The 15,120-nt window shown below is 75.0% G+C and carries 14 protein-coding genes; 5 read left to right on the forward strand and 9 right to left on the reverse strand.

What is annotated here, in order from left to right; genetic code table 11:
- Window positions 1-251: 251 nt before the first annotated feature.
- Window positions 252-437 carry a hypothetical protein gene (locus MF406_RS10155; protein ID WP_242892758.1) on the reverse strand — a complete coding sequence of 62 codons (186 nt, stop codon included), beginning with the start codon at window positions 435-437 and terminating at the stop codon, window positions 252-254.
- A 573-nt stretch (window positions 438-1,010) separates the two neighbouring features.
- Here MF406_RS10155 and MF406_RS10160 point away from each other — a divergent pair.
- Window positions 1,011-1,946 (forward strand): Abi family protein, encoded by a 936-nt coding sequence (locus MF406_RS10160; RefSeq protein ID WP_242892768.1) that lies wholly within the window; start codon window positions 1,011-1,013, stop codon window positions 1,944-1,946.
- A 117-nt stretch (window positions 1,947-2,063) separates the two neighbouring features.
- On the opposite strand, the gene MF406_RS10165 is transcribed toward MF406_RS10160, so the two are convergent.
- The 4 genes from MF406_RS10165 to MF406_RS10180 all read right to left on the reverse strand — a co-directional run bounded on the left by MF406_RS10165 (window position 2,064) and on the right by MF406_RS10180 (window position 8,808).
- Window positions 2,064-4,865, reverse strand: coding sequence for an aconitate hydratase (locus MF406_RS10165; protein WP_242892770.1), 2,802 nt, complete (start codon window positions 4,863-4,865; stop codon window positions 2,064-2,066).
- Window positions 4,866-5,076: 211 nt separating this feature from the next.
- Window positions 5,077-5,514, reverse strand: a complete 438-nt coding sequence (locus MF406_RS10170; RefSeq protein ID WP_242892772.1) for a VOC family protein — start codon at window positions 5,512-5,514, stop codon at window positions 5,077-5,079.
- A 28-nt stretch (window positions 5,515-5,542) separates the two neighbouring features.
- A complete protein-coding gene (locus MF406_RS10175; RefSeq protein WP_242892774.1) occupies window positions 5,543-6,841 on the reverse strand; it encodes a class I SAM-dependent RNA methyltransferase in 1,299 nt (432 codons plus the stop codon).
- Window positions 6,838-8,808 (reverse strand): APC family permease, encoded by a 1,971-nt coding sequence (locus tag MF406_RS10180; protein ID WP_242892776.1) that lies wholly within the window; start codon window positions 8,806-8,808, stop codon window positions 6,838-6,840. The genes MF406_RS10175 and MF406_RS10180 overlap by 4 nt, the downstream gene beginning before the upstream one ends.
- 228 nt (window positions 8,809-9,036) lie before the next feature.
- Here MF406_RS10180 and MF406_RS10185 point away from each other — a divergent pair, with 228 nt between their 5' ends.
- Window positions 9,037-9,687, forward strand: a complete 651-nt coding sequence (locus MF406_RS10185) for a TrkA family potassium uptake protein (RefSeq protein ID WP_242897761.1) — start codon at window positions 9,037-9,039, stop codon at window positions 9,685-9,687.
- Window positions 9,687-10,406 carry a TrkA family potassium uptake protein gene (locus tag MF406_RS10190; protein WP_242892779.1) on the forward strand — a complete coding sequence of 240 codons (720 nt, stop codon included), beginning with the start codon at window positions 9,687-9,689 and terminating at the stop codon, window positions 10,404-10,406. The genes MF406_RS10185 and MF406_RS10190 overlap by 1 nt, the downstream gene beginning before the upstream one ends.
- Here MF406_RS10190 and MF406_RS10195 read toward each other — a convergent pair.
- Genes MF406_RS10195 through MF406_RS10205 form a run of 3 tightly spaced genes read right to left on the reverse strand, consistent with a single transcriptional unit; the run spans window position 10,324 to window position 12,265 of the window.
- Window positions 10,324-11,121 carry a DUF3159 domain-containing protein gene (locus MF406_RS10195; protein ID WP_242892783.1) on the reverse strand — a complete coding sequence of 266 codons (798 nt, stop codon included), beginning with the start codon at window positions 11,119-11,121 and terminating at the stop codon, window positions 10,324-10,326. The genes MF406_RS10190 and MF406_RS10195 overlap by 83 nt on opposite strands.
- Entirely contained in the window at window positions 11,118-11,486 is a 369-nt protein-coding gene (locus MF406_RS10200; RefSeq protein WP_242892786.1) for an OB-fold nucleic acid binding domain-containing protein, read from the reverse strand. The genes MF406_RS10195 and MF406_RS10200 overlap by 4 nt, the downstream gene beginning before the upstream one ends.
- The gene (locus tag MF406_RS10205; RefSeq protein ID WP_242892788.1) at window positions 11,486-12,265 is read right to left on the reverse strand and encodes a DUF3710 domain-containing protein; all 780 of its coding nucleotides are present in this window, start codon (window positions 12,263-12,265) and stop codon (window positions 11,486-11,488) included. Before MF406_RS10205 ends, MF406_RS10200 begins: the two co-directional genes overlap by 1 nt.
- Window positions 12,266-12,602: 337 nt before the next feature.
- Between MF406_RS10205 and MF406_RS10210 the strand changes: the two genes are divergently transcribed.
- Window positions 12,603-13,079, forward strand: a complete 477-nt coding sequence (locus MF406_RS10210; RefSeq protein ID WP_242892791.1) for a DUF3093 domain-containing protein — start codon at window positions 12,603-12,605, stop codon at window positions 13,077-13,079.
- Window positions 13,080-13,090: 11 nt separating this feature from the next.
- Here MF406_RS10210 and MF406_RS10215 read toward each other — a convergent pair whose 3' ends face one another.
- Window positions 13,091-13,390 carry a DUF4193 domain-containing protein gene (locus tag MF406_RS10215; RefSeq protein ID WP_242892793.1) on the reverse strand — a complete coding sequence of 100 codons (300 nt, stop codon included), beginning with the start codon at window positions 13,388-13,390 and terminating at the stop codon, window positions 13,091-13,093.
- 422 nt (window positions 13,391-13,812) lie between these two features.
- On the opposite strand from MF406_RS10215, the gene sepH reads away from it, so the two are divergent.
- Window positions 13,813-15,084, forward strand: a complete 1,272-nt coding sequence (sepH, locus tag MF406_RS10220; protein WP_242892796.1) for a septation protein SepH — start codon at window positions 13,813-13,815, stop codon at window positions 15,082-15,084.
- Window positions 15,085-15,120 lie beyond the last annotated feature (36 nt).

Genomic DNA, 15,120 nt, shown 5'->3' on the forward strand with positions numbered 1-15,120 from the left:
GCGCCACGGCGGTGCACCGACGCCCCAGGATACGGCCCGGCCCGCCGCGCGACGAGGGGAACCCCGGCCGCCCGCCCCGCCCGGCCCAGGGTCCTCCCGTTCCCCGCGTGTCCCCCCGCCCACGCGCGTGTCCTCCCGCCCCCGCGTGCGTCCCCCGTCCACGCGTGCGTCCCCCCGTCCCCGCCTGCGTCCCCCCGTCCCCGCGTGCGTCCCCCGTCCACCCTCGCGTCTCCCATCCACGCGCGCGTGGGTCACGAGGTGACGATCCGCACCGGTGCCGTCGTGCTGACCCGGGTGGCCGGTCCGGTCGTGTCCACGGCCAGCGGCTGGCCGGCCAGCCGCAGCCCGCTCACCCGCATCCCGCGGCCGGCCTCGGCCGCCACCCGCAGGGTGCCGCCGGGCACGTCCGGCACCAGGGCGAGGGGGGCGGTGAGCACCGTGACGGCAGCCGCGGCCGCCCGGCGTACGGGGAGCCCGCACAGCTGGCGTAGTCGATCTCGACGCCGGAGTCCGCGACGGAGACCGCTCCGATCGCCTCGCGGTCGGCCACGGCCTCGCGCGCTTCGGCGGCGGAGTCGTACTGCGTCGTCTCGAACGCTCCGGGTGACTGCTTCTCCAGCGCCGGTGATCTGCTCGACGGCCTGCGGAGGTCCTCCCACGGCCAGGGAAGGTCCTCGGCCCCGGAGTTCAGCGACGGCACGAGGAAGGCCAGCAGCATGAGGAGGAGGGCCGCGGGCACGCCGACGAGGATGGCCAGCAGCGTCAGGCCCGGCCGGTACTGCTGTCGCCGAGGGATCGCACAGAGTCATCGCCCCGTCCGTGTGAACGATGACGGCTCGGACCAGTCCGTGCTAAACTGATTGCACTAGATCCCCCACGCCTCTCCACGATGCGCACTTGGGGGATTTTCTCTGCCCGCATCCGATCCATGAGGAGCGCCGATGCCCCAGCCGCGCCGCGGGCCCCGTGACCCCCGTCCGCGCGGGACCCTTCACTACGACAAGCCGCCCATGGCGCTGGACGCGCTCGTTGACCGCCTCTCCGCTCGCGGGCTGGCCATCCCCGACCGGGACCGCGCGCTGCGGTACCTGCGCCACATCGGCTACTACCGCCTCTCCCCGTACACGATCCCGTTCCAGCAGGGCCGCCCGGACCATCTCATGCGCGAGGGGACGTCCTTCGACGACGTCCTCGACCTCTACGTCTTCGACCGCGCGCTGCGCCTGCTCGTCATCGACGCCCTCGAGCGCGTCGAGGTCGCCGTCCGCGCAGCCCTGACCGACCACATGTCGACGGCCTACGACGACCCGCACTGGTACATGGACGCGTCGCACTTCCGCGACCGCGGCAGGCACGCCGGGCTCCTGAAGATCGTCAGGGACACCTGCGACGAGCGGCTCCGCGGCACGCCCGACGCCGGCGAGGACTCGCTGGTCCACCGCTCGGCGCTCGAGCACTACCTCACGACCTACGGCTCCCCCGAGCTGCCGCCGTCCTGGCTCATGGTCGAGACGCTCACCATCGGGCAGGTCACCAGCGCGTACCGGAACCTGAAGCGCCGCGCCGACCGGACGATGGTCGCCCGGAGCATCGGCCTGACAGCTCCGGTGCTCGAGTCCTGGATGCAGACGTGCGTCCGCGTCCGGAACATCTGCGCCCACCACGGCCGGCTGTGGAACGTCGGCCTCGGTGTCTACCCGGCGATCCCGACCTCGCCGACGGTGTCCTGGCTCGAAGACGTCGACGTGATGCCTGACAGGTCGACGAAGCGGCTCTACCCGGTCTTGGTGTCGCTGCAGACGGTCCTGGAGACGGTCTCCCCGGGCAGCGGCTGGGCGAATCGGCTATATCGGCTGATCGATTCCCGACCGGCGATGAACTTGCGCGGCATGGGCATCCCCGAAAACTGGGCTGGCGATCCGTTCTGGCGTCGACATCTCGACTGAGCCACAGACACATGCCCCGCCAGGCCGAAGCCTGACGGGGCGCATGTGCGAGACGCTGCAGCTAGACCTGGCTCGGCGTGTCAGCTGCCAGACCGTCTCGTGTTCGAGCCGAACAGCTCAGGAACCGGCGAGCTGGCGCAGCACGTACTGCAGGATGCCACCGTTGCGGAAGTACGCCGCCTCCCCGGGGGTGTCGATCCGGACGACCGCGTCGAACTCCACCCTGCCGCCGTCGGCCTTGGTGGCCGTCACGTGCACCGTCCGCGGCGTCGTGCCCTCGTTGATGGCGGTGATGCCGGTGATGTCGAAGGTCTCCGTGCCGTCCAGGCCCAGCGACTCGGCGTTCTGCCCGGCCGGGTACTGCAGCGGCAGCACGCCCATGCCGATGAGGTTGGAGCGGTGGATCCGCTCGAAGCTCTCGGTGATGACCGCGCGCACCCCGAGCAGCGTGGTTCCCTTGGCGGCCCAGTCGCGGGAGGAGCCGGAGCCGTACTCCTTGCCGCCGAGGATGACCAGCGGGATGCCCTGCTCGGCGTAGGCCTGGGCGGCGTCGAAGATGGTGTCCTGCTCCCCGGTGAGGAAGTTCTTCGTGTACCCGCCCTCGACGCCGTCGAGGAGCTGGTTGCGCAGCCGGATGTTGGCGAACGTGCCGCGGATCATCACCTCGTGGTTGCCGCGGCGGGAGCCGTAGGAGTTGAAGTCGCGGCGGGCCACCCCGTGCTCGGCGAGGTACTTCCCGGCCGGGCTGTCGGGCTTGATCGAGCCGGCCGGGGAGATGTGGTCGGTGGTGACGGAGTCCCCGAGCTTGGCCAGCACCCGCGCGCCGGCGATGTCCTGCACCGGCTCCGGCTCGGCGGTCATGCCCTCGAAGTACGGGGGCTTGCGCACGTAGGTGGAGTCCTCCTGCCAGGCGAAGGTGTCCCCGGCGGGGGTCTCCAGGGAGCGCCAGCGCTCGTCCCCGGCGAAGACGTCGGCGTAGTCCTTGGTGAACATCTCCGGGTCGATGGAGCTGGTGATGGTCGCGTCGACCTCGGCCGGGGAGGGCCAGATGTCCTTGAGGTAGACGGCGTTGCCCTGCTCGTCGGTGCCGAGCGGCTCGTTGTCGAAGTCGAAGTCCATCGTCCCGGCCAGGCCGTAGGCGATGACCAGCGGTGGGGAGGCCAGGTAGTTCATCTTCACGTCCGGGTTGATCCGGCCCTCGAAGTTCCGGTTCCCGGAGAGCACCGAGACCACCGAGAGGTCGTGCTCGTTGACCGCGGCGGAGATCTCCTCCGGCAGCGGGCCGGAGTTGCCGATGCATGTGGTGCACCCGTAGCCGACCAGGTGGTAGCCGAGCTGCTCCAGGTACGGCCACAGGTTGGCCTTGTCGTAGTAGTCCGAGACCACCTTCGAGCCCGGCGCCATCGAGGTCTTCACCCACGGCTTGACCTGCAGGCCCTTCTCGACGGCGTTCTTGGCGAGCAGGCCCGCGGCGAGCATGACCGAGGGGTTGGAGGTGTTGGTGCAGGAGGTGATGGAGGAGATGACGACGGCGCCGTGGTCGAGCTCGGTCTGCCGCCCGTCGGCCAGGGTGACCGGCACCCGGTTGGTGGGCCGGTCACCGGCGCGCCCCTGCGGGGCGGGCGGGGTCCCGCCGTCGCCGTTCTCCGCCGAGGCGATGGGGTCGGAGGCGGGGAAGGTGTCCTCCACCGCGGCGTCGTAGGAGCTCTCCTTGACCGGCTCCGCGGCCCCGACGTACTGCGGCAGGACGTCGGCGAAGGCGGACTTGGCGGCGGCCAGGTCGATGCGGTCCTGCGGGCGCTTGGGCCCGGCGATGGACGGCACCACGGTGGACAGGTCGAGCTCGAGGTACTCGGAGAACTCCGGCTCCCGGGCCGGGTCGTGCCAGAGGCCCTGCTCCTTGGCGTAGGCCTCGACGAGCGCGACCTGCTCCGGCGGCCGCCCGGTCAGCCGCAGGTAGTCGATCGTCACCTGGTCGATGGGGAAGATCGCCGCGGTGGAGCCGAACTCCGGGCTCATGTTGCCGATGGTGGCGCGGTTGGCCAGCGGCACCTCGGCCACGCCGTCGCCGTAGAACTCCACGAACTTGCCCACCACGCCGTGCTCGCGGAGCATCTCGGTGATCGTCAGCACGACGTCGGTGGCGGTGGCGCCGGAGGGGATGGCGCCGGAGAGCTTGAAGCCGACCACCCGCGGGATGAGCATGGAGACGGGCTGGCCGAGCATCGCCGCCTCGGCCTCGATGCCGCCCACGCCCCAGCCCAGCACGCCCAGGCCGTTGACCATCGTGGTGTGCGAGTCGGTGCCCACGCAGGTGTCCGGGTAGGCCCGGGTGACGCCGTCGGCGTCCCGGGTCATCACGCCGCGGGCCAGGTACTCCAGGTTGACCTGGTGGACGATGCCGGTGCCGGGCGGGACGACCTTGAAGTCGTCGAAGGCGGTCTGGCCCCAGCGCAGGAACTGGTACCGCTCGCCGTTGCGCTGGTACTCCATCTCCACGTTGCGCTCGAAGGCGTCCGGCCGGCCGAAGACGTCGATGACCACGGAGTGGTCGATCACCAGCTCGGCCGGGGCGAGCGGGTTGACCTTGGCCGGGTCGCCGCCGAGGTCGGCGACGGCCTCCCGCATGGTGGCCAGGTCGACGACGCACGGCACGCCGGTGAAGTCCTGCATGACGACCCGCGCCGGGGTGAACTGGATCTCCACGCTCGGCTCGGCGCTCGGGTCCCACTGGGCGAGCGCGCGGACGTGGTCGGCGGTGACGTTGGCGCCGTCCTCCGTGCGGAGCAGGTTCTCGGCCAGGATCTTCAGGCTGTACGGCAGGCGCTGGAGGCCGTCGACGGCGGCCAGCCGGAAGATCTCGTAGCTCTTCCCGCCGACGTCGAGCGTGCCCTTGGACTGGAAGCTGTCGGTGCTCACATGTGCTCCTCGACTCGTGCTGGCACGGCGGCCGCGCACCGCGCGCCGCCTCGCGCGTTCCCCGGCCATCGTGCCACGGACGCCTGCGCCCGGCTGGATATCTCGACATCAAGATACTTTGTCGCGGGGGACGGTGTCCACCGGGACGGCGGCGGCCGTGTCGCGGCTCGCCGGCGCTGGGACCTGGGGCGGTGAACCCGGGTCGGGAGCATCAGGTGTCTGGGGCGCCGAGCTCCTGGAACAGGGTGATCTCGAGGTCGGCCGGGGCGTGCAGACGCGAGTTGAGCGACCGCCAGGGCGTCTCGCGGGGCGCGGCGATCAGCTCGGCGCCGGCCTGGACGAGCTGCGTCGTCGTCGCCGCGCTGTCGTCGACCTCGAAGGCGATGCGGATGCGGGCGCTGGGCCGCCCCTCGGCCTCGACGGAGTCGATCAGCCTCACCTGCGCGGGGTTGGAGAGCTCCAGGGTCGCCGCCCCCGCGTCCAGGATCGCGACCCGGGCATCTCCGTCACCCTCGAACGCTTCTCGTTCCGGCAGGCCGAGCACGTCTCGGTAGAAGGTCAGGGCTGCGTCGAAGTCCTCGGCCTCGACAACGAGGCGAAGCTGCCGCACGCGGGGCTGGCCTCCCGGGCTGTCTGCGTCCTCGGTCATGCGGCAACGGTAGGGCCTGACGTCCGGGTCAGCCCCGCCGCAGGGTGGCGACCACCTCGAAGTGGTGGGTGTGCGGGAAGAGGTCGAACGCGCGCAGCCCGGTGACCACGTACCCGTGCTCGCGGGCGGCCTTGAGATCCCGGGCGAGCGCGGCCGGGTCGCAGGCCACGTGCACCACGGTCCGCGGCCCCAGGTCGGCGACGGCGGCCAGCACGGCCGCGCCGGCCCCGGCCCGCGGGGGGTCCAGGACCACCACGTCGCTGCCCGCGCCGAGCTCGGCCACCGCCGCCGGCCCGACGGCGCCGGTGTGCAGGTGCGCCTGCGGGGCGTCGTGCAGGTTGCGCCGGGCGTCCCGCACCGCGCCGGCGGCCCCCTCCAGCGAGACGACGGCGCCCCGCTCCCCCACCGCCCGGGCCAGCGGGGCGGTGAGCAGGCCGGCGCCGGCGAAGAGCTCGAGGACCCGCTCGCCCGGGGCCAGGGCCGCCCCGGCCAGCACGGCGTCGACGAGGGTGGCCGGGGCGTGGCGGTGCACCTGCCAGAACCCGGCGCCGGCGACCCGGTAGGTCAGCTCCCCCACCGGGGTGGGCACCCGCTCGCGGACGCTGCGGCGCGGCGGGCCGGACCGGCGCCGGCCGCGGGCCGCTGGCTCGCCGTCGACGAGCACGAGCGGCTCCCCCGCCGAGGGGGCCACCGCCTGCACCCGGGCGCCGGGGTGCCAGGCGCGCCGCCACGGCGAGGCCGGGCCGAGCAGGTCCAGGGCCTGCAGCGCCTCCGCGGCGAGCGGCAGCGTGGTCAGCGGCGCCACGTCGTGGGAGCGGAACCGGTGCATGCCGGCCCGGCCCTCGGGGTCGATCGTGAGCTCGACCCGGGTCCGGGTGCCCAGGCCGGCGCCGGCGTCGTCGCCGGGCAGGGCCTCGACAACGACGGCGCCCGGACCGGTCCCGACGGCGCCCGGCCGCCCGCCGTCGGCCGGGTCGGCGCCCACCGCGGCGGCGACGTCGGCCGCCACCTGCTCCCCGCCGATGCGCCGGAGGGTGTCGGCGAGGACGCGGGCCTTCCAGGCCCGCTGGGCGGGCAGGGCGACGTGGCCGAGCTCCCCGCCGCCGACCCCGCCCGGGCCGGCGTCCGGCCAGACCGTGGGCACCCGGTCCGCCGAGGGGGTGAGGACCTCCACCGCGTCGGCCCGCCAGAACCGCGAGCACTGCTCGGTCACGGCGAGGCGGACCCGCTCCCCGGGCAGGGCGTGCCGGACGAACACCACGCGCCCCTCCAGCCGGGCGACGCAGTGCCCGCCGTGCGCCGGCGGGCCGACGGTCACCACGCTCATGCGCGCCGGTCCTCGAACAGCGGCTCCACGGCGTGGAGCTGGTAGGGCACCGACGCCATGACCACGCCCGGGGTGAAGAGCAGCCGGCCCTGCAGCCGCAGGGCGCTCTGGTTGTGCAGCACCTGCTCCCACCAGTGGTTGACCACGTACTGCGGGACGAAGACGACGACGAGGTCGCGCGGGGAGGCCCGCCGCACCGACCGCACGTAGTCCACTACCGGGCGGGTGATCTCCCGGAACGGGGAGTCCAGGACGGTCAGCGGTATCGGCAGGTCCGCCTCCTCCCAGGCCGCGCGCAGGGCCGCGGTCTCCTCCGGCTCGACCTCGACGGTGACCGCCTCCAGGGTGGAGGGTCGGGTGGCCCGCGCGTAGGCCAGCGCGCGCATGGTGGGCAGGTGCAGCCGGGACACCAGGACGATGGCGTGCACCCGGGAGGGCAGCGCGCGGGCCGCGGCCAGGTCGGGCACCTGCAGGTCGCGGGCCACGCCGTCGTAGTGCCGCCGGATGGTCGTCATCAGCACGAACAGGACCGACATCAGCACCAGGGTGATCCAGGCGCCGTGGGTGAGCTTGGTGGCCAGCACGATGACCAGGACGACGCCGGTCAGGCACAGGCCCACGAAGTTCACCGCCCGGGAGCGGCGCATCCGGGTCCGGGCGGCCGGGTCGGTCGCGACCCGCAGCCGGCGGGTCCAGTGCCGCACCATGCCGGTCTGGGAGACCGTGAAGGAGATGAACACCCCGACGATGTAGAGCTGGATGAGCCGGGTGACCTCGGCGTCGAACAGGACGATGAGGAGGGCGGCGGCCACCGCGAGGGCGATGATGCCGTTGGAGAAGGCCAGCCGGTCCCCGCGGGTGTGCAGCTGGCGCGGCAGGTAGCCGTCCCGGGCCAGGACCGAGCCGAGCACCGGGAAGCCGTTGAAGGCGGTGTTGGCGGCGAGCACGAGGATGATGCCGGTGACCGCGGTGACCAGGAAGAACAGCACCGGCACGCCGTCGAAGACGGCGGCGGCGATCTGACCGATGACCGGGTCCTGCCGGTAGCCGGTCACCGGGGCGCCGTCGAGGGTGAGCTGGCGGGCCGGGTCCTGGACGAACCGCACGCCGGTGCGTCCGGCGAGGAACAGGATGGACAGCAGCATGGTCGCCGAGATCGTGCCCAGGAGCAGCAGCGTGGTGGCAGCGTTGGCCGACTTCGGCTTGCGGAAGGCCGGCACCCCGTTGCTGATGGCCTCCACGCCGGTGAGCGCCGCGGAGCCGGAGGAGAACGCCCGCAGCACCAGGAACGCCCCGGCCAGGCCGGTCAGGCCCTGCTCGTGGGAGACGTCCGGGGAGATCTCGAAGCCGGCGGAGGGCGCCGGGTGCAGGGTGCCGGTGGCGGCCTGGATGAAGCCGGCCACCGCCATCAGCCCGATCGCGCCCATGAACAGGTAGACCGGGATGGCGAAGCCGGTGCCGGCCTCCCGCACGCCGCGCAGGTTGAGCAGGGTGAGGACGACGACGACGCCCACCGCGATCGCCACCTCGTGGCCGGCGGTGGCCGGGACCGCGGCGGCGAGGTACTGCACCCCGGAGGAGACGGACACCGCGACGGTCAGCACGTAGTCCACCAGCAGGGCCGCGGCGACGGTCAGCCCGGCCCGGGGCCCGAGGTTGTCGGTGGCCACCTCGTAGTCCCCGCCGCCGGAGGGGTAGGCGTGCACGGTCTGCCGGTAGGAGGCCACCACCGTCACCATGACGACGACGACGGCGAGCCCGACCCACGGGGAGACGGTCAGCGCCGCGGTGCCCGCCAGGGCGAGGGTGAGCAGCACCTCGTCGGGGGCGTAGGCGACCGAGGAGAGGGCGTCGGAGGCGAAGACGGGCAGGGCGATCCGCTTGGGCAGCAGGGTGCCGCCCAGCCGTTCGCTGCGCATCGGGCGGCCGACGAGCATCCGCTTGAAAGCCCCAGCGATCTGTGGCACGAGGCATCATGCTATGCCGCGCGGGCGGCGCCTGCGCCGGCTCGGGCGGTGGTGCCGGCCACCCCGGGGGGAGGAGCCGGCCACCCCGGGGGGAGGAGCCGGCCACCCCGGGGGGAGGGGTCGGCTGCGGCCGGAGAGCCGGCGCGACCCCGGTGGCGCCGGCCGCCCCGGTCCGGTCGATCTCGGCCCGCCCGGCGGGTAGCGTCACCGCCTGTGCACTTCGTCATCATGGGCTGCGGCCGGGTGGGTGCCACCCTGGCGGCCCAGCTGGAGGCCAACGGCCACTCGGTCGCCGTCGTGGACCAGAACCCGGAGGCCTTCCGGCGGCTGTCGGAGGACTTCGAGGGCCGGCGGGTCACCGGCGTGGGCTTCGACCGTGACGCCCTGACCCAGGCCGGGATCGAGGACGCCTACGCCTTCGCGGCCGTCTCCTCCGGGGACAACTCCAACGTCATCGCCGCGCGGGTGGCGCGCGAGACGTTCGGCGTGGGCAACGTCGTCGCCCGCATCTACGACCCCCGCCGGGCCGAGGTGTACCAGCGCCTGGGCATCCCCACGGTGGCCACCGTGCGCTGGACGGCCGATCAGGTGCTGCGCCGGCTGCTGCCGGCCGGGGCCGTCTCGGAGTACCAGGACGCCTCCTCCCAGGTCTCGCTGGTCGGGGTGGACGTGCACCCGGCCTGGGTCGGGCAGGACCTGGCCCGGATCGAGGACGTCACCCAGGCCCGGGTGGCCTACCTGACCCGGCTCGGGCAGGGGCTCGTCCCGACGCCCGGCACCGTGGTCCAGGAGCACGACCTCGTCCACCTGATGGTGGCCACCGACCGGGTCGGCACGGTCCAGCGGCTGCTCGCCGCGAGGCCGAGGACGGAGGACTGATGCGCGTCGTCATCGCCGGGGCCGGCTCGGTGGGCCGGTCCATCGCCCGCGAGCTCCTCGCCCACGGCCACGGGGTCGTGCTCGTCGACCGCAGCCCCGCCGCGATGCGGGTCGCCAGCGTCGCCGAGGCCGAGTGGCTGCTCGCCGACGCCTGCGAGCCCAGCGCGCTGGTCGAGGCGCAGGTGGCCGACTGCGACGTCGTCGTCGCGGCGACCGGGGACGACAAGGTCAACCTCGTCGTGTCCCTGCTGGCCAAGACCGAGTTCGGGGTGCCGCGGGTGGTGGCCCGGGTGAACAACCCCAAGAACGAGTGGATGTTCGACGAGGCCTGGGGGGTGGACGTGCAGGTCTCCACCCCGCGGTTCATGACCGCGCTGGTGGAGGAGGCGGTCAGCGTCGGGGACCTGGTGCGGATCTTCCGGTTCCACCAGTCCGGCGCGAGCATGTACGAGATCACCCTGCCGCCCCGCTCCCCGGTCGCCGGGCGCCGGCTCGGTCAGGTGGCCTGGCCGCCGGAGACGGTCCTGGCCGCCGTGATCCGGGAGGACCGGCCGTTCGCCCCGAGCCAGGACGACACCCTGGAGGAGGGCGACGAGCTCCTCTTCGTGGTCTCGGCGATGGCCCAGGACGGCGACCTCACCGACCTGCAGGAGCTGCTCGCTCCCGCACCAGCACCCACGTCAACCACAGCGTCAGGCCCCACAGCGGCAGCCCCATGACCAGCCGGGCGGTGCCCAGCCAGGCGACCTCGGCGTGCAGGTAGAGCGGGACCTGCACGAGCAGCCGCGCGCCGAACATCGCCACCCACAGCCAGGTGGCCCAGGTGTACCGGGCCCGCCGGCCGCGCTGGGCCGGGTCGGTGCGCCAGGACATGTCCTGCCCGCGCAGCAGCGCCACGACGACGCCGACCGCGGGCCAGCGCGCCGCCAGCGCCAGCAGCAGCCCGGCCGCGTAGGCGGCGTTGGTCCACAGGCCCATGGCGAAGTAGTTCTCGGCCCGGCCGGACTGCCAGGCCCACACCACGCCGACGGCGACGCCCAGCAGCCCGCCGACGGCCTGGGTCGGCGGGGTGCGCTGGATGAGCCGGAGCGCCATCGAGACCACGGCGACGGCGAGGGAGGCCACCAGCGGCGGCACGAGCTCGCGGGTGGCGACGAAGACGACGACGAAGACGGCCCCGGGGGCCATCGACTCCACCAGGCCCCGCACGCCGCCGACGGAGTCCGCTAGCGAGAACTGGGGGCCGGTGAGCTGGCCGAGCGCCCCGGCCGGCGCGCCGGGTCCGCCGGGCAGCGTGACGCCCGGCGTGCCGGGAGCCTGTGGGTCGGCGGCCTGCGCCTCAGCGCCCGAGGGCCCCGCGGCCTGCGGCTCGGCGGTCTCGGGCCCGGCGGTCTCAGGCCCGGCGTCCGCGCCGTCGCCGCGGCCGCCGCTCACTGCTGGCCCCCGGGCGGGCTCAGCCGGTAGGCGGGGTTGAAGATGGCGAGCCGACCGCGATCGTCGAGGACCATCCCCTCGGCCAGCAGCCGGCGGCCCGGCTCGATGCCGGGCACCTCGTGGCGGCCGAGGAAGATCAGGTCCATCGTGCCGGAGCCGTCGTAGAGCCGGGCGACCAGCGCCGGGGCCTGACCGCGGGGCCGGTACGTCAGCGCCGAGACGACGCCGTAGACCCGGGCCGGCCGACGGGGCTGGACCTCGGCGACCGGCGTCGCGCCGTGGGCGCGGCAGATCGCCAGCTCGTCGGCGGCCTCGAGCTCCTCGCGGGAGGCGGCGAGGCGGTGCAGGGCGTCGCGCAGGGGCATCAGCGGACCTCGGTGATCTCCGGCCCCCGGGCCAGGGGGTCGAACGAGGGGGTCTCCGGCGCGCCCGGGGCGGGGGCGGGCGCGGGCTTGCCGGGGGCGGTGAGCAGGAGCACGTCGCGGGGGGCCCGGGCCTCCGGGCCGCGCACGACGACGACGTCGGCGAGCAGCTCCTCCAGCGGCGCCGCGGCGTCCGGTTCGACGGCGGCCTTGCCGGTCAGCACGGCGCGGAGGAACCAGCGCGGCCCGTCGACGCCGACGAACCGGGCCGGCCGGTGCGCGCTGCGCCCGTCCGGGGTCTTGACCGGCAGCCGGGCGACCAGCTCGGTGCCGAACGGGCCCTCGGCCTCCTCCGCCGTGCCGCCCTGCTTGCTGACCGAGGCGGCGATCTCGTCGCGCAGCTCGGCCCAGATGCCCGTGGAGCGCGGGGCGGCGAAGACCTGCAGCTGCATGGCCGAGCCGTCCAGGCCCAGGGTCACCGCCACGATCGTGCGGGCCTTGCGCTCCATCTCCAGCCGGACCTGCAGCCCGGCGCGGGCGGGCACCCGCAGCGCCCCCAGGTCCAGCCGGGTGCCGAGGTCGGGGACGTCGGCGACGTCGAAGGGGCCGCGCGCGGCGGCCTCGTCGGTCTTCGCCGCGGCAGCGCCGCCCGCGGCGGCTGCACCGCCCTCGGCGGCGGCGTCCGTCTCGGCCGGCGCTCCCGTCTCCGGCGCGGACCCGGCCGCCTCGGCGGCGGTGTCCTGCGGACGGTCGGCGCGCCGGCGGCGCGAGAACAGGCTCATCGGGTGGTCTCCTCGGACATCGTGGCTAGCTGGCCCCGGCTCCGGGGCGGGTACAGACGGTGGGCCACCGGCCGGCCCCGGCCCGGCGGTCCAGGGTCCCACCGGTCGCCGGCGGTGGCTGGTGGTGGTGCAGCGGCCGGTGGCCGGGTGCCGGCTGCCGGTCGGGCACCGGCTGGCGGCCGGAGGCCGGCGCCCCGGCCGTCCCGACTGTACCCGCGCCCGGGCCAGCTGGGCCCGCGCGACGGCGTCCGGGCTGCTGAGCCCGCGCGACGCCCGCGTCGGCGTCCCGGCCTGCTGCGCCGCGTCCGGGCCCGGGCGGGGGTGGCACAGTAGGCGCATGACCACGCGGTACACCGAGCGGCTGCTCCCCGGGCCCGGTGGCCTGGTCGTCGTGGCGCTCGCCGGTCTGGCCTGCGGGGTGCTCGCCCTGCCGATCGGCGGCGGCGCCGCGGCGCTGGTGGTCGGGGTGCTCGGCACGCTGGCCGTCGGGGCGATCGTGGCCCTGTCGTCCCCGGTGGTCGCCGTCGTCGCCGGCGGGGACCCGGCCGACGGCGGGCAGGCGGAGGAGCTCCGGCTGCGGGCCGGCGGGGCGGTCATCCCGGTCGGTGCGCTCGGTCCCGGCGAGGTCCTCGACGCCGAGGGGCTGCGTCAGGCGCTCGGGGTGTCGGCCGACGCCCGGGACTGGGTGTGCCAGCGGCCGTGGGTGCGCTCGGCGGTACGCCTGCCGGTGACGGACCCGCGGGACGCGACGCCGTCGTGGGTAGTGTGCACGCGCCGGCCCGCGCAGCTGCTCGCTGCGCTGGACCGGCGCTGAGGTCGGGTGGGTCAGGCGGCGCACTCGGAGCAGATGAGCTGGCCGTTGTCCTCGTAGGCAAGCTGGCTGCGGTGGTGCACCAGGAAGCACTTGGCGCAGGTGAACTCGTCAGCCTGGCGCGGCAGCACTCGCACGGAGAGCTCCTCGCCGGACAGGTCGGCGCCGGGCAGCTCGAAGCTGTCGGCGACGTCGGCCTCGTCCTCGTCCACCGAGGGCGAGACCTTCTCGTTGCGGCGGGCCTTGAGCTCCTCGATGGAGTCCTCGCCCAGGTCTTCTTCGGTCTTGCGCGGTGCGTCGTAGTCGGTCGCCATCTCGGCGTCACGCTCCGGTTCTTCTTCGTCGTGTCGGGGCTGGGTGGCACGCGGTGCCGGCCCGTGGGATTCAACGTCTGGGACGCCCTGGTGTTCCCGCGGACACCGGATTGTGCCCCACCGCCGGCGGTGCTGCCCACGCCGTGGCCAGACAGTGGCGAGACTCACAGCCCGTACCCGTCCACAACCTCGGGTGCGCTCGGCGCACGTCGTCGGGCGCGGCCAGGTTCCGCCGTCGGGGCCACCACCGCCCGGGCCCGCGGGCGCGACCACTGCCCCGCCGTCGGGCGACCAGGCCCACAAGGGCGCGACGAAGCCCGCGCCGCCTACGGTGGCGGGTGCCGAAACACACCGCCGCGAATGCGCGGTGCCCGGCCCGGCGGGTGGCACCCTCGTGAGCAGTAGGCCCCCAAGGAGGACCGATGGTTGAGCTCGAGCTGCTCGGGATCCACGGTGACGGCGAGCACCTCTCGCTGACCGACCCCGACGGTCGGCGGTACCTGCTCCCGATCGACGACACCCTGCGCGCCGCCGTGCGGCGGGACCGCCCGCGGCTGGAGGCGCTGCAGGCGGCCGGCGAGTCGGCGCTGCGGCCCAAGGACATCCAGTCCCTGATCCGGGCCGGGGCGTCGGTGACCGAGGTGGCCGAGATGTCCGGGCTGCCGGTGGAGCACGTGCGCCGGTACGAGGGCCCGGTGCTGGCCGAACGGGCCTGGGTGGTCCAGCAGGCGCAGGCCCAGCGGATCGGTCACGACGGCGACGCCCCCCGCCTGGGCGACCTCGTCGTGGACCGGCTCGCCGCCCGCGGCGTAGCCGTGCAGTCCCTGGACTGGGACGCGGTCCGCCGGCCGGGCGGGCCGTGGGAGGTCCTGGTCACCTTCGTCGCCGCCGACCGGGAGCGGGAGGCGCGCTGGGAGATGGACCTCGCCGCCCGCACGCTGCACGCCGTCGACGACGAGGCCCGCTGGCTCTCCGAGACGGAGGTGGGGCCTGGGTTCGCGCCGCGGCGGCACCTGTCGACGGTGGGCGCCGGGCGGGCCCCCTTCGACGTCGAGGCCGCCGGCAGCCACCCGGCCGACGGCCCGCCGCCCGCCACCGACGGCGCGGGGGCCGACGGCGCCGCCGGCACGGACGTGCTGCTGGCCGAGCTCGCCGCGCACCGCGGCACCCGGGTGCCGCCCGAGCCGGAGGAGGACGACGGCGACCCGTGGTCGATCCCCGGCGCGCACCCGCCGGCCTCCCGGCCCGAGGAGGCGGTGGACGCCCACGTCCTCGCCCTCCCCCGGCGCGGGTCGACCCGGGCCGGCGCGGAGCCGGAGCCCGGCACGACCCCGGCGCTCCCCGCGCGCGAGGCCGGGGCGACGGCCGGCCCGGCCGAGCCCGGGACCACCCCGGCCCTCCCGGGCGGTCCCGCGCCGGCCGCGGGCGACCCGGCCGACCTGATCGAGCGCGGAACCACCCCGGCGCTGCCCGCCCCCAGCGACGCAGCGTCGACCGGGCCCACGACCGGGGCGGATGAGCGGCCGGCCGGTGGCCCGCCGTCGTCGGCTGCGGCGCAGGGCCCGTCGGGACGCCCCGGGGCGGACCAGGCGGCCCCGCGCCGGGAGGCCGGCGCCGCCCGGTCCGGCCGGCGCAACGCCCGGCGGAGCGTGCCCAGCTGGGACGAGATCGTCTTCGGCGCCAAGCCGGAGTAGCGCCCGCCGCCGTCGCCGGTTGGCCCGACCGCGCGC

It is taken from the genome of Georgenia sp. TF02-10, assembly GCF_022759505.1.
Taxonomy (GTDB): Bacteria; Actinomycetota; Actinomycetes; order Actinomycetales; family Actinomycetaceae; genus TF02-10.

Bases quoted from the DNA above. Each gene is read 5' to 3' on its own strand.
- MF406_RS10210 (WP_242892791.1), top strand. From the start codon at position 12,603: ATGACCACGCGGTACACCGAGCGGCTGCTCCCCGGGCCCGGTGGCCTG.
- MF406_RS10215 (WP_242892793.1), bottom strand. From the start codon at position 13,390: ATGGCGACCGACTACGACGCACCGCGCAAGACCGAAGAAGACCTGGGC.
- MF406_RS10160 (WP_242892768.1), top strand. From the start codon at position 1,011: ATGGCGCTGGACGCGCTCGTTGACCGCCTCTCCGCTCGCGGGCTGGCC.
- MF406_RS10205 (WP_242892788.1), bottom strand. From the start codon at position 12,265: ATGAGCCTGTTCTCGCGCCGCCGGCGCGCCGACCGTCCGCAGGACACC.
- sepH (WP_242892796.1), top strand. From the start codon at position 13,813: ATGGTTGAGCTCGAGCTGCTCGGGATCCACGGTGACGGCGAGCACCTC.
- MF406_RS10190 (WP_242892779.1), top strand. From the start codon at position 9,687: ATGCGCGTCGTCATCGCCGGGGCCGGCTCGGTGGGCCGGTCCATCGCC.
- MF406_RS10185 (WP_242897761.1), top strand. From the start codon at position 9,037: ATGGGCTGCGGCCGGGTGGGTGCCACCCTGGCGGCCCAGCTGGAGGCC.
- MF406_RS10175 (WP_242892774.1), bottom strand. From the start codon at position 6,841: ATGAGCGTGGTGACCGTCGGCCCGCCGGCGCACGGCGGGCACTGCGTC.
- MF406_RS10170 (WP_242892772.1), bottom strand. From the start codon at position 5,514: ATGACCGAGGACGCAGACAGCCCGGGAGGCCAGCCCCGCGTGCGGCAG.
- MF406_RS10200 (WP_242892786.1), bottom strand. From the start codon at position 11,486: ATGCCCCTGCGCGACGCCCTGCACCGCCTCGCCGCCTCCCGCGAGGAG.